Raw genomic sequence first — 23626 nt, 5'->3', positions numbered from 1 at the left:
TAACCCCCATAAACTCATCCCGTCAAGAGATAACTCAAAGTTTTTTCGGCGGAGATAGGGAAAAAGGAAAGAATAGAAACTGTTTGTATATTGACAGTTGGCCGAGTTCTGGCTGCTTGGGTTGAGGGTAAGTCCATGTGGGTTCGGGATCCCTTTTCAGGAGGAGAAGAGAATCCCGTTCTCTTCAGGGTCTTGCTGGGTGAATCGAGAGAGAACTTGCTGCCAAAGGTGGGCGAGCTGGGATCCCCTGCCCTTGGCGTACAGCAGGCGGGATCCCTCTGCCTGAGGATCGGGTTCTAGGCGCAGCCAGAGGTAGGTTGCTGGCAAGTAGGGCAGGTACTGAGGCCATTCGATGGCGGTGATCCCAGCTTGGCTCCAAAGTTCTTCCAGCCCCAGATCGTCGAGAGCTGAGGACTCGGCTCCGCCAGAGGGGGATCCCAGACGGTAGAGATCGCAATGAAAAAGAGGGATCTGTCCGGTGTGGTATTCCTGGAGCAGCACGAAGGTGGGGCTGTCGATGGGTTCAGGGATCCCCAAGCCCTGGCCTAGGCCCTGTACAAAGGTGGTTTTGCCGCTGCCCAGGTTCCCTTCTAGAAGGATCACTAGGCCGGGAGGGGGGGTTATCCTGCTCCTGCCCTGGGGGTTGTGTTGCTGGCCTGAAGAGTCAAGGAGGCGAACGGCAGCCTGGGCTACCAGGGCCGCCAGCGATTGGGTGGCAGCGGCAGAGGGCAACACCAGAGGAGAAGCTTGTTGCCAAAGCTCTTCATCTCGTGCGCTCGCCATGGCTTACGGCTCCTTCGAGGGGTGCTCAGGGGTGGGGATCCCTGTCGAGAGATCAGGTGAGGGCCTCACTGGGCTTAGGTGAGCAGAAGCACGTCTTTGGGCGGTCAGCATCACGGCCAAGCCAGCTCCGATGAGCAACAGGCTCACTCCCTGGGCCACTCGCAAGGACCCCAGCATGAGGCTGTCGGTGCGCAGCCCCTCGATCCAGAAGCGTCCAAGGCTATACCCCAGCAGGTAGAGACCCAGGAGGCTACCAGGCGGAGGCTGACGCCGATAGCTCAAAAAGAGCAGGATCCCGAAGAGGCCCAAGTTCCAGAGGGACTCGTACAGAAAAGTGGGATGCACACGGGATCCGTCGGGGAGCTGTAGCTGGATCCACAGAGAACTATCCGGAGGCAAAACCTCTCCATAGGCCTCGTTGTTGAAGAAGTTGCCCCAGCGACCGATGCTCTGGCCAAGGCTGAGGGAAGGAACGATGCAATCGGCCAGCAGCCAGAAGTTCAGCCGCTGCCGGCGGGCAAATAGGTAAAGTGCCGCACTGCCCCCCAGCAAAGCGCCATGGATGGCCATCCCCCCCTGCCAGAGGGCCAGGACTTTCCACCAAGGGCCATCTCGATATCGCTCCCACTCAAAAGCCACGTAGTAAAAACGGGCAAGGGGCAGGGATCCCACCACCAGCCACAGCAGCAGATCAGACATGGAATTGGGGGGAAGACCGCGCCGTGCCGCCAGGTGGCGGGCCAGGAGCAAGCCCAGCACCATGGCTAAGCCGATCAGCAGGCCATACCAACGCAGGCTGAAGGGGCCCCAGGTGAACACAATTGGACCGGGGGATTGCAACACCAGGGTCATGAGCACGGCGGTATTCCTGAACTGGTCTTTCTAGCTCACTCTACCTATTCTGCGACCCTCACCCCCAGCCCCTCTCCCTGAGGAATCCCCTCACCCCCAGCCCCTCTCCCTAAGGGAGCTACCCTCACCCCCAGCCCCTCTCCCTAAGGGAGAGGGGAGCTGGGAACTGAGGCAAGGTGCGAGCTGACTGCAATTGGAGGGAGATACAGAGAAGAGGGATCCGCTGAGGGCAACAAGGCGACAATGTTAGAATGCAGGCTCGATTTTCCACCGCAACTCCTGGGGGAGGGTGCTGGCCATGACCCGAAGCAAAGCTTCTGCCGTGAACAATGGAGACGACTTGGACAAGTTGAAGTCGGAGAAACGCAAAGCTCTGGATCAGGTGTTGGGCCAGATCGAGCGCAATTTCGGCAAAGGGGCGATCATGCGCTTGGGAGATGCGGCCCAGATGCGGGTGGAGACCATACCCAGCGGCGCTATCACCCTCGACTTGGCCATGGGCGGTGGCTACCCCAAGGGGCGAATCATCGAAGTCTTCGGGCCGGAATCTTCTGGGAAAACCTCGGTTGCTCTGCACGCCATTGCCGAGGTGCAAAAACGAGGGGGAACAGCCGCCTTTGTGGATGCCGAGCACGCGCTGGATCCCACTTATGCAGCAGCTTTGGGGGTGGATATCCAGAATCTGCTCATCTCCCAGCCAGACACGGGGGAGGCAGCTTTGGAGATCGTCGATCAACTGGTGCGATCTGCTGCTGTGGACATTGTGGTGGTGGACTCGGTGGCAGCGCTGGTTCCCCGCGCCGAGATCGAGGGGGATATGGGAGATGCCCACATGGGACTACAGGCCCGCCTGATGAGCCAAGCACTGCGCAAGATTGCCGGCAACGTCAGCAAAACCGGATCAATTGTTCTGTTCCTTAACCAGTTGCGCTCCAAAATCGGCGGCATGGGCTACGGCCCCCAGGAAACCACCACCGGCGGCAATGCCCTCAAGTTCTATGCGTCGGTGCGGCTGGATATTCGCCGCGTGCAAACTCTAAAAAAAGGTGCTGAAGAATACGGGATCCGAGCGCGGGTCAAGGTGGTGAAAAACAAAGTTGCTCCCCCCTTCCGGCGGGCAGAATTTGACATCATCTTCGGCCAGGGCATCTCCAACATCGGCTGCATTGTCGATTTGGCTGAGGAGATGGGCATTCTCAAACGACGCGGTTCCTGGTACAGCTACAAAGAGGAGAATGTGGCCCAAGGGAGAGACAATCTGGTCGTTTACCTGAAAGAAAAGCCGGAGATCCTGGCGGAGGTGGAAGCGGCTGTGCGGGAAAAACTTTCTGCAGGGGTAACGGTTTCTGCCAGCCGACCGGAGGGGATGGAGGAGGGAGAGCAGGAAGAGATTGAGGCCCCCATCTTTGCAGATGAGGAGTTGTGAAACGAGGGCGGCTCTTCAAGCTGTGTCTCTCAACTGGGCTCGCCGCTGGCGCAAAGCTTCGTAGAGCAGCAATCCCCCTGTCATGGCCACGTTGAGGGATTCGACGCCCTCGGCCATCGGGATCCGCACCTGGGCATCGGCCTGCTGGATGGTGGATGCCTTTAGGCCAGCCCCTTCGTTGCCCAAGAGAAAAAGGGTTGGCCGGGTGAGGTCGTGATCCCAATGGCAGGTGGCCAGAGGGGAGAGGGTGGCGGCCAAAACTTGGATCCCTTGGCGACGACAGGCCTGGATCCAGGTGGGCAGGTCGGGCAAGACTTGCGGCGGGCGGCGAAACCACTGGCCGGCGGAGGCCCGCAGGACTTTGGGGTTTTCCGGATCGACGCTGTCTGCGCTTAGCCAGAGGCCATCGGCTCCGGTGGCCGCCACGACGCGGATCAGGGATCCCAAATTACCTGGATCTTGCAGGGCTTCGACCACCAAGCCCAGGCGCAACACCTCTGGGGGAGGGGAGGCGATTTGCCGGCTAACGGCCACAGCTAAAACCCCTTCCGGAGACTCGGTGGTAGAGAGGGCCGCCATCACTTCTAGGCTGACGGCCTGCCGCCGCAGATGCTGGGGCAGGCTGGCCAACAACTGGGGATGACGCTCGGCCCAATCGAAGGTGTAGCAGACAGCTCGCAGAGGCCAGCCGACCCCCAGCGCCTCTTCGAGGAGGTGGGATCCCTCTATTAAGAAGGCGCCCTGTTCCCGCCGGCCTTTGCTGCGGTGCAACTGCCGCAACTGCCGGATCCAAGGGTTTTTTGGGCTGGTGAGCAGCTCAGAAGCCATGCGGAGGAAGAGGAGAGATGGGACGGGGAAGGCTTAATCGCAGCGGCGCAGCCGTTGGATAAAAAATCCATCCCGATCCTGGTGATGGGGCCAGATGAGCAGGGGATCCCCTTCGGCGGCCCAGTGGGGATGCCGGTTCAGAAAAGACTGGATGACCGCCTCGTTTTCGGCAGGATGCAGGGTGCAAGTGGCGTACACCAACAGTCTGCCCGGCTTGAGCCAACGGGCTGCCACCTGCAACAGCCGACCCTGCAGATGGGCCAGCTCCTGCACCTGATCGGGGGTTTGGCGCCAGCGGGCATCGGCATGGCGGTGCAGGGTTCCCAGGCCGGAGCAGGGAGCGTCCAGCAACACCCGGTCGGCGCTCTGCCAGGGGGGCAGGGGTGCGGGGGGTTCGGCAGCGGCGCTCAGGGATAACAGGTCGATGGCCAGGGGACGGATCGAGCGCAAGCCTAAGCGCTGCACATTTTCCTCTAGGCGCCGCAGGCGGTGGGGATGGCGATCCAGGGCCCAGATCTCGCCGCGATCCTGCATCTGCTCGGCCATGTGGGTGGTCTTGCCGCCGGGGGCGGCACAGCAGTCGATCACCCGTTCCCCTGGCTGGGGATCCAGCCAATGCACCACCTGCTGGGCGCTGGCATCCTGAACACTCCACCAGCCCTGGGCAAAGCCCGGCAGGGCCCTAATATCGCCGGCAGGCCGCCCTAGCCGCAGGGCGCCCGGCACCTCAGGGATGGGTGAGGCGGGGATCCCCACTTCTGCCAAGGCTTGAATGACTTTGTTCACATCTGCCCGCAGCGGGTTAACCCGCAGATCCAGGTGGGGCGCTCGGTTGAACCAGGCGCACAACTGCTCGGTCTCGGCTGGCCCCAGGCGCTCCCACCAGAGGCGCACCAGCCAGTCGGGAAAGCTGTGCCGGATCCCCAAGGCCTGAATCGGATCCGTGGGCAGCGTGTCCTGTAAGGGCTTGAGGGGATCCTTTTCCGCCCCATCCAACGCTTGCCGCTGGTAGGCACGCAAGATGCCGTTCACCACCCCTGTCAGGGATCCCAGGCCCACCTGGCGGGCCAATTCCACGCTGGTGTGGATGGCGGCGCTGGGGGGGATGTGATCCAGAAAAGCCAGTTGGTAAAGGCCAAGGTGCAGAATCAGCCGCAAGTCGGGCGGTTGCTGGTGGGCAGAGCGGCGGGCAAAGCAGTCGATCAGGGCATCGAGGGTGCGGCGACGGCGGGTAACGCCGTACACCAGCTCGCTGACCAGGTGCCGGTCGGCGGGGATCAGGCGGCTATGGGCCAACAGGTGCTCCAGCACCAGGTCGGCGTAGGCGTTTTGCCGCTCGATCTTCTGCAGAGCCAAGAGGGCCAGTTGACGCGCGTTCATGGTCGCCCCAAAGGTTTTCCTATCCGCTGCCCTTGTCCAGGATCCCCGCTGGGCGATACTGGAAAAGCTCTTCTCCAGGGATCCCATCATGCCTCACGCCAGTGTCTTTCTCGAGGTGATCCCCGCCATCGACCTTTTGCAGGGCCGCGCCGTGCGTCTTTACCAAGGCGATTACGCCCAGGCGGAACAGGTGGCCGCCGACCCCATCCAGCAGGCAGAAATCTGGGCTGCCCAAGGGGCGCCTCGCCTGCACGTGGTAGACCTGGACGGGGCCAAAAGCGGGGATCCGGTTAACTTGCCCATCATTGCAGACATCGTCCGCAAACTGGCCATCCCGGTGCAGGTGGGGGGCGGGATCCGATCTCTCGAACAGGCGCGGCAGTTGCTGGACTTGGGGGTAGATCGGGTGATCGTCGGCACTGTCGCTGTGGAGGATCCCAACACTCTAGAGGCGATGACCCAGGCCTTGCCAGGACGCATCTGGGTGGGGATTGACGCCCGCCAAGGGCAGGTGGCTACCCGCGGCTGGCTGAACACCACCCCCCTGCCGGCCACCGAACTGGTGCAACGGGTACAAGCTCAAGGGGCTGCCGGGATCATCTACACCGACATTGGCCGGGACGGAACCCTGGCCGGCCCCAACCTGGAGCAGTTGCGGCAGGTTCTGGCTGTTTCCCGCCTGCCGGTGATTGCCTCTGGGGGCATCGGCTCGCTGACGGACTTACTTGCCCTGCTGAGCTTGCCGGGTTTGGCCGGAGCCATTCTGGGCAAGGCCCTTTACTCAGGAGCCATCTCCCTGCCGGAGGCGTTGCGCGCCGTGGGGCCGGGCCGCTGGCAAGATCTGCCGCCAGAAACGGGATCCCGGTGGGCCTAGGAAGAAACAGCCCTGGCAAAATTTTTGCCATACTCTATGAAACCGACATGTAACTTTAAACTAAACAGCTTCTGGGAAACCAACTGGGAAGGAAGCTCTTCCCCAGGCTGACTCTTGTCTAGGCGTTTATGGAAGTTCCCGCCCTTCGCCCCGCCGTTCAAGCCTTACAGCCGGAGTTGGTGGCCTGGCGCCGCCACTTGCATAAGTACCCAGAGCTGGGTTTCCAAGAGAAGCAAACTGCCGCCTACATCAGCCACCGCCTGAGAAGTTGGGGGATCCCGCACCAGACCGGCATCGCCCACACCGGCATTGTGGCCACCATCGCGGGAGAAGAGCCAGGGCCGGTTTTGGCGCTGCGGGCCGACATGGATGCCCTACCCATTCACGAGGCCAACGAAGTCGAATACCGTTCCGCCATCCCCAACGTTATGCACGCCTGCGGCCATGATGGCCACACGGCCATTGCCCTGGGCACCGCCAAGCTGCTGCAGCAGCAGCGCCAAAGCCTCAGAGGCACTGTCAAAGTCATTTTCCAGCCCGCTGAAGAAGGTCCCGGCGGAGCCAAGCCAATGGTGGAAGCGGGGGTGCTGAAGAACCCAGATGTAGAAGCCATCCTCGGCTTACACCTGTGGAACAACCGTCCTCTGGGCACCATTGGCGTCAAAAGTGGCCCCTCGATGGCCTTTGCCGATCGCTTTCAAATCGAGGTCATTGGACGGGGCGGCCATGCCGCTCTTCCCCAGCAGACGGTGGATGCCATTGTGGTCGGATCCCACATTGTGAGCGCTTTGCAGACCATCGTCTCCCGCAACGTGGATCCACTGCAGCCGGCGGTGGTGACGGTGGGCCGCTTCCGGGCCGGCGATACTTTCAACGTCATCGCTCCCAGGGCAGAGATTTGGGGCACCGTGCGCAGCTTTCAGCCGGAAGTGCGGGATTTGCTGGCAAGGCGTATTGAAGAAATCGTGGCCGGCATTTGCCAAGCCTACGGGGCCACCTACGAGTTCCAGTACGAGCGGGGCTATCCGGCGGTTCACAATGACCCTGCCATAGCAGCCCTGGTAGAACAAGCCGCCCGCCAGGTGTTTGGTTCAGAAGCCGCGATCGTTCCTGAGATGACCCTGGGCGGGGAAGATGTCTCGTTTTTCCTCAACGAGGTGCCCGGCTGCTACTTTTTCCTGGGATCCGCCAACCCTGCCAAAGAACTAGATTATCCCCATCACCATCCCCGCTTTGACTTTGATGAAGCTGCTCTCGGCATTGGCGTGGAGCTGTTCTTGCGCTGCATTGAAAACTACACCGGAAAGACTTTGGGCTGAGGGGAGCACTTCCCAGAAAAGCTATGGCCACTGGAATATAACTGACGAAGCCTCTCGCTACGTCAAGTCCTAGCTCCCCTCTCCCTGAGGGAGAGGGGCTGGGGGTGAGGGCCTCAGGGAGAGGGGCTGGGAGTGAGGGGTCGCCTCTAGGGCCGGAGTAGGTCGGCGGATCCAGCGCCGGGGATCGGCAAGCGTTGCAGCGGTTCTGGGGTGGGCGGGGCAGGGACAGGGTTCAAGGCGGTGGGAATGTACAGGGGCTTGGGATCGGGATCCCCGCCGAAGGCCAGCAGAATGGCCCGCAGCAGGGCCTGTCGCTGTTGCCGGGTCAGGGCTTGCACGGCTGCCTTGTCTTGGGCATAGGGGTTAACCGTCAGGCGCTCGGCACCCGGGTAGCGCTGGGCAACTATCGGCTCATTGGCGTCCAAATAGTCCGCTAGCGTCAGTTGCCAGTCAAAGCGGTCGGTAGGAGAGCGACCGACCACCTGCAGGTGGTAGACCATCATCCGCCGCACCAAGGTATCTTCCTCGGGCGCGGGGCCGCCGTCATTGGGGTTCACGGGGGTATAGCCATTTTCCAGCGGCAAATCTGGCAAGGCCGCGTAGACCTGCCGCGCCGCCTCAGGGATCAGCCGCAACTGGGCATAGGCAGGGCCGGATCCCAGTAGAGCCACAGCGGCAATGCCCACCCAACTTCGCCAAAGAGCGTGTTTCCTCACCACAACTTTCTTCTCCGCTGGCAGCAAACTAGCGTTCCAAATGGTCGTGAAACTTTTTTTTGAGCTGCAGTGCTCATCTCTCCTGAGCAGAAAAGCTTGGGATCCCGGAGCACTTGGGAAGTTTCGCAACCTACAAGGGACGGTCATGAACCGTTCTAAACTGCATGGATTTTTTGACTCAACATTTATAGACAGGATGCTCGGCTGCTGGTTGACCTCAGCTTTTGAGGATCTCTAGTCAATACTCAATCCCTCAACCACTTGAGGCTGAGAGCGTGGCTTAAGGGGAGCAGATTGGGCCAGGCGATCCCGTTGGCGATGCGCCTGAAAGTGATTTTGCCACAAGCCGAGGATATCTAGGGTTTCGCCACCATGCTGGGTGTAGCGCTGCCGCACTTTACACAGAACAGGGGTATTGACACACACACCGGAGACGATTACCTGACCCTTGCTCAAAGCCGGCAATTCTTGGAGCAGATCCCGTCCGGCAGCCTCAACGCTGTGGCGCAGGTTTTCTTGATCGGAAGGGTTGACGATTCGCATCAAAAATTGGCTCATGCATTGCGACAGAATATCCGAGTCCAACTTGCCGGGGCGTTGCGTAATGAGACCTACTCCCAGTCCAAACTTGCGTCCTTCGCTAAGGATGGTGCGCAACACCTGCTTGCAGCGGGAAGGCTCGTGGGCAGGGGCAAAGCGATGGGCCTCTTCCAACAAGATAAAAACAGGATAGGGCAGGTAATTTTCATCCCCCGGCTGGATCTTGCCTTTATGGGTGTTAATGCGGGCGTAATTGGCCTGGCGCAGAATAGCAGCGGCAATCACCTGCTGCTCTTCCTGGCTAATCTCGTGCATTTGTAAGATGGTTACCTGCCCTGGCTCAAACAAATCCTTTGGAGCCAGGTGTTCTACATTGCTGAAATAGGGAGAGCGATCGATCTGCTCCAGCTTCCACTCCAGGGCAGGTGCTGAGGATCCTTGAGATCCATCTTCCTTGGAATCCGCTTCGTTGACGGCGTCGATCAGATCCTGAATCGTCCAACGTACTGGATTAAACTGGGTAACCTTGCGGAAAGCCTTCTCTAGGAAAGATTTCTGCCGGTCGGTGGTCTCTGGCAGGAGGGTAAGGATATCGAAAAAGTTGAGAGAAGACACGCGGATCTTAATTTCTTGTGGGGAGAGAACCTTAACCTTAGGGCGGTAGCCGTCTTCGCCCAAAAACTTGGGGTGGGACTGCATCTCTGCCAGCGTATGGTATTCCCCATGAGGATCAAAAATAAGAACAGCAGCCCGGTTTTTGGGCAACATCAACTCTTCAATCAAGACCCCCGCCGTATAGGATTTTCCGGATCCCGTCCCTGCCAAAATAGCCAGATGGGTGCTAACCATTTCCTTGACATCCAGCACCACGGGCACCGCTCCCTCATCGCGCAACAGCAAACTGCCCAAGTGAGCGCCCCCAATGGCTGTTTCATCCCGTTTGTTCAAAATCGATTTCAGCAGACGATTGGAGGCCAAAAAGACTTTGGCACCGGGATCCGGAGGGCGACGGGGGTTAATAAAGCCCATGGCGCGGTGAAAATAGCCGATGACCTCGACGGTAACTGCGTAGATTTCTGGGTTGGGATGGGTAAAGCCCACTAAAGCCACAATGGTGCTGGGATCGATCTCGGTGTCGGCAAAGATGCGATCGGGAATGTGATCCAAAAGCTGGACTTGGCTGATTTTGCCTAGGATTTGCAGGGTCTGGGACTGGAGATCCCGCACTTCATAGTAGACAAAATCGCCTACCCTTACGGCTTGGGTATTGGAAGTGATAAACACATATTGGTTGGGGGTTTCACCGGGGCCCTTGACGGTGCCGATTACCTCTGGGGCCTCTTCATCAGAGGAGAAAACAGCTTTTGGATAGCGCCCATTCTCAGAGGGCTGAGGCATCCCTACAGTTTTTTTGGTCATCAGCGCATCGCTCCTACGGTCATTTTCCAGGCCAATTCTTTGCTTAGAATTTGCAGGGCCCGCTGTTGGGCTGGATCGGAAAACATGGGTATGATATCGTTCAAGACTTGATAAATAAGGTGGTCAGCAAAGTTGCCACCGCTGCTCAAGAGCAATCCATAATACGAAAACTGGGTTTGACCTTGGGGATCTTGGTGAAAACGTAGGATTTCTTCTTGGCCCATGCGAAAAACGGGTGTGTTTACGGGCACCACCACGCGCGGGATCCCTTGCCGGCCACAGCCCCGCTCTTCGTCCAAAGCTCCGATGAGAACCACCGAAAGCAGTGTGCGCACCTCGTTTTGTAAATCAGGGGAAAAATAGGGATCCGGCTGGCTGGAAAGGCGTGGGCCGGAGTTGAGAAAGAGTGGGTTGACAATTTGGGTGTTATAGACCAGACCCACAGCCCAGTGCCGTTGATCGCTCTCCAGCTTAACAAAGCTGCCAAAGCCATAGTCGTCGGGAGAGGGAGGATTCTTGACTTCTAAGACGTCATCCACCTGCACTACGTAGTCGCAGTGATTGTTGGAGCGAACCACCTTGCCCAATCTCATCGAACCCGCCTCCGCTGCAGTTTACTCACCGTTTTCTGAGATAACCTGAGGCTGAGCTTCTCGCGGCTTGCCCAATCTTGCATCAGGCGCAGGAAAAGGTTGCGATCTTCGTTGCGAATGACGGCTATTTGATCGGCTGTCTCCAGCACATAAGGATAGCCTCTTCCAATGATCACCTCGCAGCGCACCAGATCCACCACCCAGTCCAAAAGTCCTGCCTCATAAACCCAAACCGGTATCTCCAGCCGGGCCGGAAAGTTGTTGTTGGTGCGCAAATAAACAAATCCCACTCGCTCCCGCATTTCTTGGTAGGAGTTGAGGATCCCATCTTGAGGGTTGAGGCTGCCGCCACGAGCGCAGATAAAAAAAGGCGTGCGCTCCCCCCACTCCAGCCAGGGGCTGAGCAATTGGGCATCGTGGAGCTGAGGAGCTTCAGGAAGATCGAAGCAATGCCGCAGCAATGTCACCAGATCCGAGGTATAGGTGGTGTCGATGTAGGCAACGATGGGGATCCGGTTTTGCTCGCTGGCCCGCAGTAGCTGGAGCAAACACTGTACGTAGAAATCTCGGCTTTCCGGCTCAAGGGCTTCCGCGAAGGTAGCCACTAACGCCCCATCTAAAAAGGCCAATTTCCGGGATCCAGGTCGAGATTTTTGAATATATTCTACAAGCCTCTCGATTTCCATTTGAAAGCGGCGCATGTTGACAACGCGCTCTTTAGGCTCGCCGCTGCTATCGGATCCCAAATCCTTTGGAGTCAGTACATCGACTTGAATATCTTTCTCATACAGGCCTTGGGCACAGTGATGATTCTCATACCAGCCGATCTGCACCAAGGCCACCGGGATAGACAGATCCTTGCTGGGATAGATCTGGGATCCGTCTACTGCGAAGGTGGGAATGTTTTTGATAACCGACCTTGCCCATTCACAGCTTTCTTCATAGTTAGTCCATTCTTTCTCAAAAGGGATCTTCCAACTGGAGTAACGATCCCATTCCTCAGTGGGCAAAGCACCTGGAAAAGAGAATAGAGCAATTTTTTCGGCAATCTCTAAACTCGACCACTGGCACAAGCTTTCCATGGCCTGCCGATACCATTCTCTGCGCTCCGATAGCCCTTGATCAAAAGTGGCAAAGGCTTCTCGCTTTTGTTGCAGTACCGCCAGGATCCGGTCGGCTCTAAACACCATAGGTGGGATCCCTCCTCATCTGGTCAGAGCCGGAGTGCCTCTCCACCCGAATGATGTTCTCCGTTACTTGCTCAAAGGTATCATCGTGGCTGATTACAAATAGCTGCTGAAAAGATCGCAAATTGGTGATGGCCTCTGCCAGCCGCTGTCGCCGCTGGGCGTCCATATTGGTGGTGGGCTCATCAAAGAAGGCGATGTCCAGTTGCCCCAGCACCTTGAGCAAAGCCAAGCGCACCGCTAGGGCCGCTGACATTTGCTCCCCTCCTGAAAGGCTGGCAAACCGTCGCTTACGACTGCCGGCTTCCTGAACCCAGATCTCATAGTCGGTTTCCCAGGTCAGGGTGATGTTGGAGCGGTTGAGAATTTCGCGGAAGAGGTGATCGGCGGTATCGTTGATCTGCTGCAGGTAGTGCTGGGTAACTTGAGGGCCAGCCTTTTTATAGGTATCTCGGCTAAATTTGATAAAGCGATGTAGGCGTTCTTTCTCATTTTTTTCTGCCTCAACCTGCTTTAAGCTTTCCCTGACCTGTTCCAGCTGCCGCAACCTTTCCTGGATTTTGCTCAGTTGAGGAGCTAAGCTCTCCAGCCGGGCTTGAGCTTCGGCTTTTTGGATTTGGGTGGTCTGCAAAAGGGCTCGAAGGCGCTCATGCTCCTGTGGTTGATACAGAGCAGCCAAGGGATCCCGCTGCAACCGCAGTTGGGACAGTTGAGCTTGCAACTCCTGTTGTTGGGCGCTTAGCTCGGCCAGCTTTTGTTCCCGTTCGGGAAGCAATTTGGCGATCGGCTCGGCCCGCAGATAATGCTCGTGATCCAATCGGTATCGTTCACGTTGTTTCTGTAGAGATCCCAGCTCTCGATCCAGGTGATCGGTTTGGGATAGGGCCTCGTCAATAGGGCCGAGCGTTGCTTCCAAATCCCGAAGCTGCTGCAGACACTCGGCCTGCATTTGCAAATACTGCTTTTCCTGTTTTAACTCTGCTTTGAGCCGCTCGGCTTGACTTCTGGGATCCCCCAAAGATTTCAAGGCTTCAGCCGCTTTTTCGATTTGAGCCTGCAGTTGATCCCTTGAACCTTGAGCACTTTCCCATTGGCCAATTTGGGCCTGTTTCTCTTGACCAGCTTTTTGCAGCTGCTCCAGTAGCGCTTGGGCGGTTTTGAGTTCCTCTTTTCGTTGCGGCAAGCTTTGGGCAAGGGCCTGCAAGCGAATAACGGTTTCATAGCCGCTGCGATGGCCTTTTTGCTCCTCCCGCAAATCGGCAATTCTGTCCTCTAGATCCCGAAAAGGCTCAAGCTGTCGTTCCAGATTTTCGAGCTGTTGCTGGAGTTGGTGGATGTGCTTTGTGAGCTGTTGGTATTCTTGCTCCACTCTGGGCTTGCCATTCAGCTCTTTTTCCAGACGTTGGATTTGTCCCTTGGGATCCCCCAGGGCTTGGAGCGCCTGACCGATTTCCTGTTGTTGCCGCAGGAAGGTTGGCTCGGCCTCAAGGCTCCAGTGAAGGTCATCAATTTGGCTTTGCCGTTCAGCTTGCAATTGCAGCAGCCGTTCTACTTGGGCTTCCAAATCGGGGATTTGTGCGGTTAGGCCGAGCAAGGGTTGCAAAGTCCTGAGTTGTTTTTGGATGTCGGCCAACTGCTGATGAAGTTGGGGTTCGGAAGTTTGGGGAGCCAGATCTTGCAAAATGTGATGGATGGACTGGAGCAACTGCTGGCTAAGCGCTGAAGATTGGGCAAGCACTTCCGGGATCCGCTGCCACAGAGGTTGAAGTTGGGGATAATTGTGTTGCTGCGCTTCCAATTGGCTCAGAAGTTGTTGGATGCTGTGGTGCTGTTGAGCAAAGCGATTCGAGCCCTGCTCAAAGATGGCTTGTAGCTCCTGTTGAAATTGACGAGCTGCAGCAATGCGGCTGAGCTGAGTTTGCAGGCGCTCCTGTTGAGCTTCGAGCGTAGGAATGGCGGCTACGCGATCCAAATCTGCCTGCCGTTGTCTCAGTTGGAGTTGGAGTTGTTCCAATTGAACTTGGCCTTGTTCCTGTTCCGTTTCCCGTTGTTTGAGTTCAAGGCGCAGGGTCTGAAAAGAAGCCAACTTCTGGCTGATTTGGAAGTGGCGTTGCTCTAGGGCAGTCTGCTGTTCGCATAGAGGCTGTAGCTCAAGTTTTTCTGCCGCCATTTTTTGAAAAATCTGGAGCTGATGCTGATATTCGGATCCCCGCAGCTCTAGTTGATGGAGTTGATGTTGCAAAGTTTCCCGCTGAGCCAGTAGGGTTTGTCGGGCTTGCCGCAGCGCTTCCTGATCGGCGATGAGGGCTTCCAGCTCCAGATAACGGTTGTGGGCTGTCTGATGCTGCTGACAAATGACCTGTGCCTGCTCCGCCTCTTGCACTCGATCTTGCAGGAGTTGGCACCGCTGGGCATGGGCTGTCCATGCTGCCCGGAGTTGTTCCCATTCGTGGTGCAGTTGTAGCAAAGTGTTGAGTTGTTGAGTCCAATAGATCTGTTGATGTTCCAGCTCTTCTTGGGCTTGAATTTGCGGAGTCAGCTCCTCCAGCTCCTGCTTCCAGCGCTGTTGTTGGCTCAGCTTTTCTTGCAGTCTGGCCAGTTGGTTTTCAATGTTTTGCTTTTGCAAGAGCAAGGCATCGCGTTGTTTCAACCACTCCAAGCGCTGCTGTTGCTGTTTTTCCAGCTCCCGCAACTGAGCTTCTATGGCCAAAAAGCGCTGGGATCCCTCTTGATACTGCTGTTGTTGTGCTTGGGCTTGCCTGGCTTCTTCCCACAGCTTTTCCGCCTGCTTAAGAGATACATCCAGCAGGGATCCCTTTTGCTCCAGTTGGGCAATCCGGTGATCCAAAGTTTGGATTTGCTCCAGCAATTTCTCCAGTCGCTCAATTTCAATCTTGGCCTGATCCAGGGTGTGAATCGACTGACTCAAGCGCCCTTGCCAATGACCTAGTTCTTGCTGGATTTTCTGCCGCTCGGTTTGGAGCGGATCCCATTCCTGTAGCTGTTGACGCAGCAACTCAATTTGATGATGAATCGCCTGGACTTGTGCTTCGCTGTATTTTTCGACCGCCAACAGATCTTTGGCTACTTGCTGGTACTCCTCTACTTTTAAGATGCGATCGAAAACTTCTTTGCGATCTCGACCTGTTTTGAGAAAGTCTGCTGTGAAAGTCCCTTGGGGCACCCCAATCGTTGTGGCGAATAGCCGCGCCAGATCGGTACCGGCAGGTACGCCCAAATGTTGCCTCAGCCACGGCAGTACATCGGATTTGCGCTCATACTCCAGGCGCTGCTTCAGTTGCGGATCGAAGAGGCGATATCCCTGGCTAACGCTGCGGCGAACATCGTAGGTGCGCTGATCCCATTGGGAGATAAACTGCACGGTCACCACCGCGTCACTGGCGCCAGAGCGAATGATTTCTTCTTGACTGTAGGGGCAGTAGTCGAACAAAACCCAGGCAATGGCCTCCAGAATGCTGGTTTTGCCCGCTCCGTTTTCTCCGCAAATGGCATTAATGCCTGGCTCAAACGTGAAGATGGCGTCCTCGTGCGACTTGAAGTTCTGTAGAGCCAGAGAGAGGATCCGCATGGTCAGTCTTCTTCCCCCAAAAATGCGTCCCTCAGGTGAGCGTATACTTCCGCTTCGCCTTGTCCATCTAAGACTCTTGCTTTGAGATCCAGGAGTAGCCGCGCCAGCTCTTCGCTGCGCTTGCGATAGTGGGCATGGCTGCTCAGCAGATCCTTGTAGATTTTCTCTTCAATTTGTAGCCTTTGTCCTTCTTCTTCCAGAGAAAGAGCAGCGGATCCGATCTCCAAGGGAGTAGCCTCAAAGCGAAGCAGGACGAGCAAGGCGCCGGTAATCTGCTGAATCTGCTTCTGTAGGGCGCGGCTGTCCAGCTCGTGCTTGGCAAACCCCACCTGCCCCACCAGGCGCAACTCCACCATCGGCTCCATCTCGTGTTCCTGAAGACGGGATCCCCTGGCCAGGGCAATGGCTGCCGCTACCATTTGCTCGGGAGTTTCTCGGCCTTTGGCTTCGAGAGACAGCCGCCGGCGGGGCCGCTGATAGTAGTCTTGTAGCAGCTCGGCTTGGGGCGGGCCATCTCCCCAGCGGACGCGGTAGGCTCCCCGCGGAAAATCCCATTCGGCGGTACTGTTGGCCTCCAGGGATCCCGGATTGAAGATCCACCCGCCCTCAGAATAGGTTTTGTGAATGTGTCCCAAGGCCAGGTAGCCCACCCCCGCTTCCCGCAAAGGCAGCAGATCCCGGTAGCGCAAAGCCCCTTGATAACGGGCCATTTGGCCCTCCAGGCCATGGTGGAACATCAACACCACCCGTTCTGGGCCGGGGGGCAATTGTCGAATGGCCGCCGCCAACTGTTCAATCGACCTAGGGGCTGCCGATCCGTACCACTGGGATCCGATCACCCGCACCCCACAGGGCAAATCCAGATACCCGCCCCGCCCACCTGACCAGGGGCGTAGCTCCAGGCCCTGTTCCCCGGCTTCCGGCTCCAGCAAGATCAACTCTCCGTGATCAGCCAAGTACCTCAGCCAACTGGTCTTGACGCCATAGGGGCGGTTGTCGTGGTTGCCCTCGATGGCCAACACCGGGATCCCGGCCTGCTTCAGCTCGCGTAAGACGATCTGGGCTTGGTTGAGAACGCCGGGCTGAATCTGCCGATGCTCGAACAGATCCCCGGCAATCAGCACAAAGTCCACCGGATCTTGAATGGCATAACGCCGGACAACATCTCGAAAAGCCAAAAAGAAATCCTTGCTCCGCTCCGGGCTGTCGTAGCGGTCATAGCCCAGATGCACATCGGCCAGGTGCAAAAATGTACAGCTTGGGCAGGCCATCTCCAGAGCACCTCGGCAAATTGCCCACAGTTTAGCAAACTCACCTCGCCCAGATATGGGGATCTCCTTCTCTAAATGATCGGGTTCACCGCGGGCATCTCCACTAGGGGTAGGCAGCGGCTGAGGCAACCCCGCCATGAACAGCTCCCGCGAGTTTCTTTAGGTGAAATTGATCAGATCCATGATATTGTGCTTCATCTTGTTGCAAATGTTATCAAGGGGCAGGTCATTGGGATCCCGGCCAAAGGGGTTTTCAATTTCGATGCCAATCTCTTCAACGCCAAACAGCATAAAGGCCAGAAACCCGACAATCGGGCCGGTCATCCAACCCAAGCCCTCCACCATCTGAAACGGCAAAGACAAACAGTAGAGCAACAACAACTGCTTCAGATGGAGGGCATAGGCCATGGGCATCGGGGTCAGCAAAATGCGCTCGCAAGCCCCTAGCGCCTCCACCATGCTGTTGAGCTGCTCCACCATGATCGTAAGCTGGTAGACCTCAACGCGGCCCCTTTGGTATTGGCGTTGCAGGTAATCTCCGATCCAAAAGGCAATTTGCAAAGGGGGATGGTTGAGGCTTTTGAGGCGTTGCAACTGCTCCGGGCTGAGGAGGGGCTGAAGCTCATCCGCCAAGAATTCTTGGCGCAGATGTTGCTTCATGGCGATGGCAAAAGCGGGCAGTAGATAGAGGATCTTGATTTTCTCTTCCCGATCGCCGGGCTGCTTTTCTTCAATGGCCACCCAAATTAGGCGGGCTAAGTTGCGCACATTGTTCACCACGGCTCCCCAGGCTTTTCGCCCCTCCCAAAAGCGTTCGTAGGCGGTGTTTGTCCGAAATACCAGCATCAAACCCAGAACGATGTTGGGCACAAAGGCCACCAACGAGGACAACGCCAGGGGCAGCCCCAGTTTGTAGAAAACGGAAACCAGCACCCCAACCAAGCTGCAGACGAGGGTGCGGGGCAGCACTGCCGGTACAACTGAGCCTTGCAACTGCAGGGCCAGGCGAAACCAACGCAGCCCCTCTCCTGAGAGATATTGGCGAATCATGGGTAATGTCGGCAAGCTTGCCCCCTGATCCTACAGCCACAGCCATTCCTGCAGTCTTTCCCGGTCATGGCTGAGCGGCAGGGATCCAGAAGTTGCTCTGCAACAGAGGCGGGCCTGTGGGCGACTCGCTCCCGCCTGCCGGTTCGAGGGTGATCCAAAGGCGGGTCGGCTGCTGGGAAGGGGTGGGTTGGCTGAGCCATTGCAGGGATCCCTCGGCGTTGACGGCGAAGGTGCCGGCGCTTTCCAGCCGTCGTCCCCCTCCCTCCGACTCCAGCCACAGTTGGTAGGTGCTGCCCAGAGGAGCAGGGGGCATTTCTGAAGCCAAGAGCAGCACCTGCTTGGCACGGGGCGACCAGAGAGCTTGCACCAGGAAGGGGTTGCGGAAGTTGGGATCCCGCAAAATGGTTCTCTGCACCTGCGGTTGGCGCTGCCACTCTTGGTAGAGCCGTTGAATGGCCACTGTCTCTCCCCCGATTTGGGATCCCAGCCGCCAGTAGGCCGCCGTTATGGCCAGCGCGTAGACCCCCAACGCTGCCAAGCCGCCCCAGAGAAGACGTCGCGGCCACAAAGGAGGTGCGACCCGGATGGAGGCAGGGGCGGGCAACCAGCTCCAGCGCCGCAAGCGTTCTTGGGCTTGAAAGGCCGTCAACTCGTAGAGCCACAGAGCCACCGAGCGATCCCGCTGCAGATCGAAGGCCTCTGCATGTCTCCAGCAGAACGCAAACACCTGGCGCACCACCTCTTCGGCTTGGTGAGGCTGCTTGAGGGTAGCCAGCGCGATCTCCAGCAGGCGCTTCTGGTAGCGATCCTTGAGCAAAAAGTGGCTGCGGCGATCCCGCAGTTGGATCTGGCGCATCAGCTCGAAATCGGTCGGCTCCGCCATAGCCCTCCATCGGCTGCGCCTGCCCGGCCCGGCTTTGGATCAAGCGGTAGCGCCAGGCTGGCAGCTTTTTCAGAAATATACACCAGCCCTGGAGCCAGCTCACCGGCAAGCTGGCCTATTTTGTCATGGCTGGCACGGATCCCTTAACCGGGATCCCGGCCATGCGACTTTATTGGATCAGCTTCTACACAACAAGGGGATATCCTCAGGCGGCGTCCTTCTCGACCACCTTCTCCGCCTCTGTGCCGGCAACAGGTTCGTCATCGCTGCTGGGGTTGTTCATCTCTTGTTTGAAGCTGCGCAACGCTTTGCCAAAGGCGCTGCCCAACTCCGGCAGCTTCTTGGGGCCGAACACGACCACCGCGATCACCCCAATCACGGCCAGCTCTGGCAGGCCCATGCCGAAGATGCTCACGGCCAGGATAGGTTCGCTCGACAGCAGGATAGCCATAAGTCCCCAAAACCCCAAAAACAAGACAAGCCGACCAACCCAGCTTAGGAAGGGATCGATCCGTCTCACTTTAGCAAGTTCTTCTCCCTTGGAGAAAGGGTTTGGCTGGTGCAGGAGCTTGTCGTCGTTCCGCTCCTGGGCCGACTTGGGAGGAGATCGATAAGATGGAGCTAGTTTTTGTGGATCCCTCAGCTCTGCAGCCGTTGGCCATTTTCTCACCCCCAAACGCCATGTCTGTCCCTTACGATCTCGTGGTCATCGGCGCCGGCGCGGCGGGTCTGGTGGTGGCCAGCGCTGCTGCCCAACTGCAGGCCAAGGTGCTGCTGGTGGAGGCCAGCGACCGCCTAGGCGGGGACTGCCTCTGGTATGGCTGTGTGCCCAGCAAAGCCCTCCTGTGCGTGGCCCACACGGTTCAGCGGCTGCGCCGGTCTGTTGCCGCCGGCTGGGTTGCTTCTCCCAGCCCAGCAGGGATCGCGGTGGATTATCTCAAAGTGTACGAACATATTCGCGCCACCCAGAGCTACATTGCCAACCACGCGGATTCGCCAGATCGCTTCCGCCAACTGGGGGTGGAACTGGTGTTTGGCAAGGGGCGCTTTGTGGATGGGCGCACCTTTGAAGTGGCGGGAAAGCGAGTGCGGGCGCGGGCTTTTGTGGTGGCCACCGGATCCCGTCCGGCGGTTCCCCCTTTGCCTGGCCTGGCCGAGGCGGGCTACCTGACCAACGAATCGATCTTTGATTTGACCCGCCTGCCTCGATCGGTGGCGGTGATGGGGGCGGGGCCGGTGGGCTGTGAGTTGGGCCAAGCGCTGGCCCGTCTGGGATCCGAGGTGACCCTCATTGCCAGCCGCGATCACATTCTGCCCAAAGTAGATCCGGAGGCCGCCCAGGTGGTGCAGCAGCAGTTGGCCCAAGACGGGATCCGCCTCCTCACCCAGGTGCGCGCTGTCCGCGCTGGCCAGGAGCAGGGGGAAAAATTGCTCTACCTCAAGGCCGGCACAGGCTCTGCCGTCGGCCAGCTCTCCGAGGCAGGCGAGGCGGTGATCCGCGCGGAGGAAATCTTGGTGGCTGCCGGTCGGATCCCGAATGTGGAAGGGCTGGGGCTAGAGGCTGCTGGCGTGCGCTACACCCCCCAAGGGATCCAGGTGAACAGCAAGCTGCAAACCAGCAACCCCCGCATCTACGCCTGTGGAGATGTCATCGGCGGGCCGCAGTTCACCCATGTGGCGGCTTACGAGGCGGCGGTGGCCCTGGTCAATGCCCTGTTTTTCCCCATCAGCCGGGCGCGTTACCAGGTCATTCCCTGGGCCATCTTTACCGAGCCGGAGCTGGCTCAGGTGGGTCTCACGGAAAGCGAGGCCCGGCAGCAATACGGCAAAGACGTGATGGTGCTCAAACAGGAGTTTGCCGAGGTGGATCGGGCCCAGGCAGAAGCGGCCCCCCTCGGCTTTGCCAAGGTGATCTGCCGGCGCAACGGCCAGATCTTAGGGGCCCACCTGGTGGGATCCCAGGCTGGCGAGCTGATTCACGAGGTGGTCTTAGCCATGAGCCGGCGGCTGCCCGTCTCTGCCCTGACAGGGATCCACATCTACCCCACCCGCTCGCAGGTCAATGCCAAGGTGGCCCTGCAGTACCGCAAGCAACAATTGGCCGCCAATCCCCGCTTGCAGAACTTCCTGCAAAGGTTCTTCGCCTGGAGACGGGCCTGGAGCTGACAGGCCGCTAGACTGGAATCAGTCGTTTGCTGAGACTTCATCGATGGGCTTTTTCCTGTCTGCCGAACAAGTGGGTCAGTTGGTCTGCAATCAATGGCAGGATCCCTATGCCGTTTTGGGGCCACAGCAGATAGAAGAGGCCGGGGAATCTTTTTGGTTGGTACGCGCCCTAGTGCCCAATGCAAAACAGGTTTGGCTGGTGGAACGATCCAGCGGCCAGGCCCACCCGATGCAGCCGCTGCACCCGGAAACGTTGTTTGAGCTGCGCTTTGCGCCTGGCACGCCGGTTCCAGACTACTTTCTGCGGGCGCAACGGGTCTGGGATCCGGAGGGGCAGCACCTAGAAGAATGGGAGGATCCCTATCGCTTTCCCATCGAGAAGGTCAACCACATCGGCGAGCTGGATCGCTACCTCTTCAACGAGGGGAATCACCACCGCATTTACGAGAAGCTGGGCGCCCATCCCATCAGCGTAGATGGGGTTCAGGGAGTCCACTTTGCCGTCTGGGCCCCCAACGCCCGCAATGTCAGCGTTATCGGCGACTTCAACCACTGGGACGGGCGCCAACACCAGATGAAGCGGCTGGGCGAAAGCGGCATCTGGGCCGTGTTCATCCCCGGCATTGGGCCAGGAGCCATCTACAAGTACGAGGTGAAAACCTCCTGGGGGGATATCTACGAAAAATCGGATCCCTATGGCTTTCAGCAGGAGGTGCGACCCAAAACCGGCTCGATTGTAGCCGACCTCAACACCTACACCTGGCACGACCAGGAGTGGCTGGAAAAACGGGCTGCCACCGACCCGCTGCGCTCGCCGATTTCGGTGTACGAGGTGCATTTGGGATCCTGGATGCACGCTTCCACGGAAGACCCGTCCCCCGATGGGCACCTGGTGTCGGTGGATCAAAAGCCCAACACCCGCTTTCTCACCTACCGGGAGCTGGCAGACAAGTTGATCCCCTATGTCAAGGAGCTGGGCTTTACCCACATCGAGCTCTTGCCGGTAGCCGAACACCCCTTCGACGGCTCCTGGGGCTACCAGGTAATCGGCTACTACGCGGTAACCTCCCGCTACGGATCACCGCAAGACTTTATGTACTTTGTCGATCGCGCCCACCAGGCTGGCATTGGCGTGATTGTCGATTGGGTGCCGGGGCATTTTCCCAAAGATGGGCATGGGCTGGCCTTTTTCGATGGCACCCACCTCTACGAATACGCCGACCCTCGCAAAGGAGAACACAAAGGTTGGGGCACTTTAGTGTTCAATTATGGCCGCAACGAGGTGCGCAACTATCTGGTGGCCAACGCCCTTTTTTGGTTTGAGAAATACCACATCGACGGGATCCGAGTGGATGCGGTGGCCTCAATGCTTTATCTGGACTATGACCGCAAAGACTGGATCCCCAATTGCTACGGTGGGCGAGAACATTTGGAGGCGATTGACTTCTTCCGCCAGCTCAATACCCTCATTTTTAAGTACTACCCCGGCGCTCTTTCGATTGCCGAGGAGTCTACCGCCTGGCCGATGGTAACCTGGCCAACCCATGTGGGCGGGCTGGGCTTTAACCTCAAGTGGAACATGGGCTGGATGCACGACATGCTGGACTATTTCCGCATGGATCCCTGGTTCCGCCAGTTCCATCACAACCTAGTGACTTTCAGCCTCATGTATGCCTTCAGCGAAAATTACATGCTGGCTTTTTCCCACGATGAGGTGGTACACGGCAAGAGCCACATGCTGGGCAAAATGCCGGGGGATCACTGGCATAAGTTTGCCAGCCTGCGGGCTTTGTACGGCTACATGTTCACCCACCCCGGCAAGAAAACCTTGTTTATGAGCATGGAGTTTGGCCAGTGGAACGAGTGGAATGTGTGGGCAGATCTAGACTGGGGGCTGCTGCAATATGAGCCCCACGCCAAACTGCGCCACTACGTGGCCAGCTTGAACCATCTGCTGCGTTCGCAACCGGCCCTCTACACCCAAGACACCAAGCCAGAAGGGTTCCGCTGGATCGACTGCAGCGACCATCGCGGCATTGTTTCGTTCATCCGCTATGCAGAGAATCCCAAGGAATGGCTGGTGGTGGTGTGTAACTTTACGCCGGTGGTCTGGCCGAATTACCGCATTGGGGTGCCGCAGCGAGGGTTTTACCGGGAGCTGCTCAACAGCGACGCGGTGGAGTTCTGGGGCAGCGGCGTCGGCAACTTGGGGGGCAAGTGGACGGATGACTGGGCCTACCACAACCTGCCCTACTCCCTCGATCTTTGCCTGCCGCCCCTCTCTACTCTGGTGCTGAAATGGCAGCCGTCGCAGCCGGCTGAGTCCCAAAATTGACATTCCCTCAGCCCTGCCGCGCATCTGTGAGGACAGGGCTTGGGATCCAGTTTTTGGGGGATTGGAAGAATAACACTCAAGATACTAGGGGCAGGTTTGTTTTGTGAGGATTTCAGCAGTGGCCGCAGCCACCCGCTCCTGCAACTGCCGTCGCCGTGAGTCGGTTGGGTCAGAGCCAGGCACCCGCACCGTGTACCGTTGCTAGACCGAGTTGCCCCCCACCGCCACAGGATGAGGCCAGGGATCCCGTGCAACAGGCGGTGAGAAGATAAGAGCCGAGGGAGACAACGCGCTCGGGCGGCAAGGGATTTTTTCCAGCTCCTCTGCCCGATCTGAGATAGAGTAAACGCGATTTACACAGATGCTTTATGGAGATGGCTTTTCGAGACGCGGCTTTGGCCCCCCGCATTTTGGC

General features: G+C 58.1%; 18 protein-coding genes. 5 read left to right on the top strand and 13 right to left on the bottom strand.

Going from position 1 to position 23626, the window contains the following annotated elements:
* Positions 1 to 156 precede the first annotated feature (156 nt).
* Positions 157 to 783 (bottom strand): tRNA (adenosine(37)-N6)-threonylcarbamoyltransferase complex ATPase subunit type 1 TsaE, encoded by a 627-nt coding sequence (gene tsaE / locus NW826_RS12530; protein WP_414510289.1) that lies wholly within the window; start codon positions 781 to 783, stop codon positions 157 to 159.
* Positions 784 to 786: 3 nt separating this feature from the next.
* Positions 787 to 1635 carry a prolipoprotein diacylglyceryl transferase gene (gene lgt, locus NW826_RS12525; RefSeq protein ID WP_414347756.1) on the bottom strand — a complete coding sequence of 283 codons (849 nt, stop codon included), beginning with the start codon at positions 1633 to 1635 and terminating at the stop codon, positions 787 to 789.
* A gap of 298 nt (positions 1636 to 1933) precedes the next feature.
* Between lgt and recA the strand changes: the two genes are divergently transcribed.
* A complete protein-coding gene (gene recA, locus NW826_RS12520; RefSeq protein ID WP_414510288.1) occupies positions 1934 to 3061 on the top strand; it encodes a recombinase RecA in 1128 nt (375 codons plus the stop codon).
* 15 nt (positions 3062 to 3076) lie between these two features.
* Here recA and NW826_RS12515 read toward each other — a convergent pair whose 3' ends face one another.
* Entirely contained in the window at positions 3077 to 3889 is an 813-nt protein-coding gene (locus NW826_RS12515) for a TrmH family RNA methyltransferase (RefSeq protein WP_414510287.1), read from the bottom strand.
* A gap of 33 nt (positions 3890 to 3922) precedes the next feature.
* Complete coding sequence (locus NW826_RS12510; protein ID WP_414510286.1) at positions 3923 to 5269, bottom strand: 16S rRNA (cytosine(967)-C(5))-methyltransferase; 1347 nt, start codon at positions 5267 to 5269, stop codon at positions 3923 to 3925.
* Between the two features lie 88 nt (positions 5270 to 5357).
* Between NW826_RS12510 and hisA the strand changes: the two genes are divergently transcribed.
* Positions 5358 to 6143 (top strand): 1-(5-phosphoribosyl)-5-[(5-phosphoribosylamino)methylideneamino]imidazole-4-carboxamide isomerase, encoded by a 786-nt coding sequence (gene hisA / locus NW826_RS12505; protein WP_414335765.1) that lies wholly within the window; start codon positions 5358 to 5360, stop codon positions 6141 to 6143.
* Between the two features lie 128 nt (positions 6144 to 6271).
* Positions 6272 to 7462 carry a M20 metallopeptidase family protein gene (locus tag NW826_RS12500; RefSeq protein ID WP_414510285.1) on the top strand — a complete coding sequence of 397 codons (1191 nt, stop codon included), beginning with the start codon at positions 6272 to 6274 and terminating at the stop codon, positions 7460 to 7462.
* Between the two features lie 146 nt (positions 7463 to 7608).
* Here NW826_RS12500 and NW826_RS12495 read toward each other — a convergent pair whose 3' ends face one another.
* The 9 genes from NW826_RS12495 to tatA all read right to left on the bottom strand — a co-directional run bounded on the left by NW826_RS12495 (position 7609) and on the right by tatA (position 19161).
* Positions 7609 to 8178, bottom strand: coding sequence for a hypothetical protein (locus NW826_RS12495; RefSeq protein ID WP_414510284.1), 570 nt, complete (start codon positions 8176 to 8178; stop codon positions 7609 to 7611).
* Between the two features lie 234 nt (positions 8179 to 8412).
* On the bottom strand, positions 8413 to 10137 hold the full coding sequence (locus NW826_RS12490) for an ATP-binding protein (RefSeq protein ID WP_414510283.1): 1725 nt from the start codon (positions 10135 to 10137) through the stop codon (positions 8413 to 8415).
* Positions 10137 to 10730, bottom strand: a complete 594-nt coding sequence (locus tag NW826_RS12485) for a hypothetical protein (RefSeq protein ID WP_414510282.1) — start codon at positions 10728 to 10730, stop codon at positions 10137 to 10139. The genes NW826_RS12490 and NW826_RS12485 overlap by 1 nt, the downstream gene beginning before the upstream one ends.
* Entirely contained in the window at positions 10727 to 11920 is a 1194-nt protein-coding gene (locus NW826_RS12480; protein WP_414510281.1) for a DNA double-strand break repair nuclease NurA, read from the bottom strand. Before NW826_RS12480 ends, NW826_RS12485 begins: the two co-directional genes overlap by 4 nt.
* Complete coding sequence (locus NW826_RS12475) at positions 11910 to 15506, bottom strand: AAA family ATPase (protein WP_414510280.1); 3597 nt, start codon at positions 15504 to 15506, stop codon at positions 11910 to 11912. Before NW826_RS12475 ends, NW826_RS12480 begins: the two co-directional genes overlap by 11 nt.
* Positions 15507 to 15508: 2 nt before the next feature.
* A complete protein-coding gene (locus NW826_RS12470; RefSeq protein ID WP_414510279.1) occupies positions 15509 to 16777 on the bottom strand; it encodes a metallophosphoesterase family protein in 1269 nt (422 codons plus the stop codon).
* 159 nt (positions 16778 to 16936) lie between these two features.
* Positions 16937 to 17842 (bottom strand): bestrophin family protein, encoded by a 906-nt coding sequence (locus tag NW826_RS12465; protein WP_414338878.1) that lies wholly within the window; start codon positions 17840 to 17842, stop codon positions 16937 to 16939.
* Positions 17843 to 17891: 49 nt separating this feature from the next.
* Positions 17892 to 18710 carry an anti-sigma factor domain-containing protein gene (locus tag NW826_RS12460; RefSeq protein WP_414510278.1) on the bottom strand — a complete coding sequence of 273 codons (819 nt, stop codon included), beginning with the start codon at positions 18708 to 18710 and terminating at the stop codon, positions 17892 to 17894.
* Positions 18711 to 18915: 205 nt separating this feature from the next.
* Positions 18916 to 19161 (bottom strand): twin-arginine translocase TatA/TatE family subunit, encoded by a 246-nt coding sequence (tatA, locus tag NW826_RS12455; RefSeq protein ID WP_414334994.1) that lies wholly within the window; start codon positions 19159 to 19161, stop codon positions 18916 to 18918.
* Between the two features lie 230 nt (positions 19162 to 19391).
* Here tatA and NW826_RS12450 point away from each other — a divergent pair, with 230 nt between their 5' ends.
* Both NW826_RS12450 and glgB read left to right on the top strand, forming a co-directional pair.
* Positions 19392 to 20876 (top strand): dihydrolipoyl dehydrogenase family protein, encoded by a 1485-nt coding sequence (locus NW826_RS12450; protein WP_414510290.1) that lies wholly within the window; start codon positions 19392 to 19394, stop codon positions 20874 to 20876.
* A 43-nt stretch (positions 20877 to 20919) separates the two neighbouring features.
* Positions 20920 to 23211 carry a 1,4-alpha-glucan branching protein GlgB gene (gene glgB / locus NW826_RS12445; protein ID WP_414510277.1) on the top strand — a complete coding sequence of 764 codons (2292 nt, stop codon included), beginning with the start codon at positions 20920 to 20922 and terminating at the stop codon, positions 23209 to 23211.
* Positions 23212 to 23626 lie beyond the last annotated feature (415 nt).

Source organism: Synechococcus sp. OH20, assembly GCF_047502685.1.
In the GTDB taxonomy this organism is placed as follows: Bacteria; Cyanobacteriota; Cyanobacteriia; order Thermostichales; family Thermostichaceae; genus Thermostichus.
Note: the sequence above shows the minus strand (reverse complement) of the source record. Positions and strands in the feature narration are given on the sequence as shown.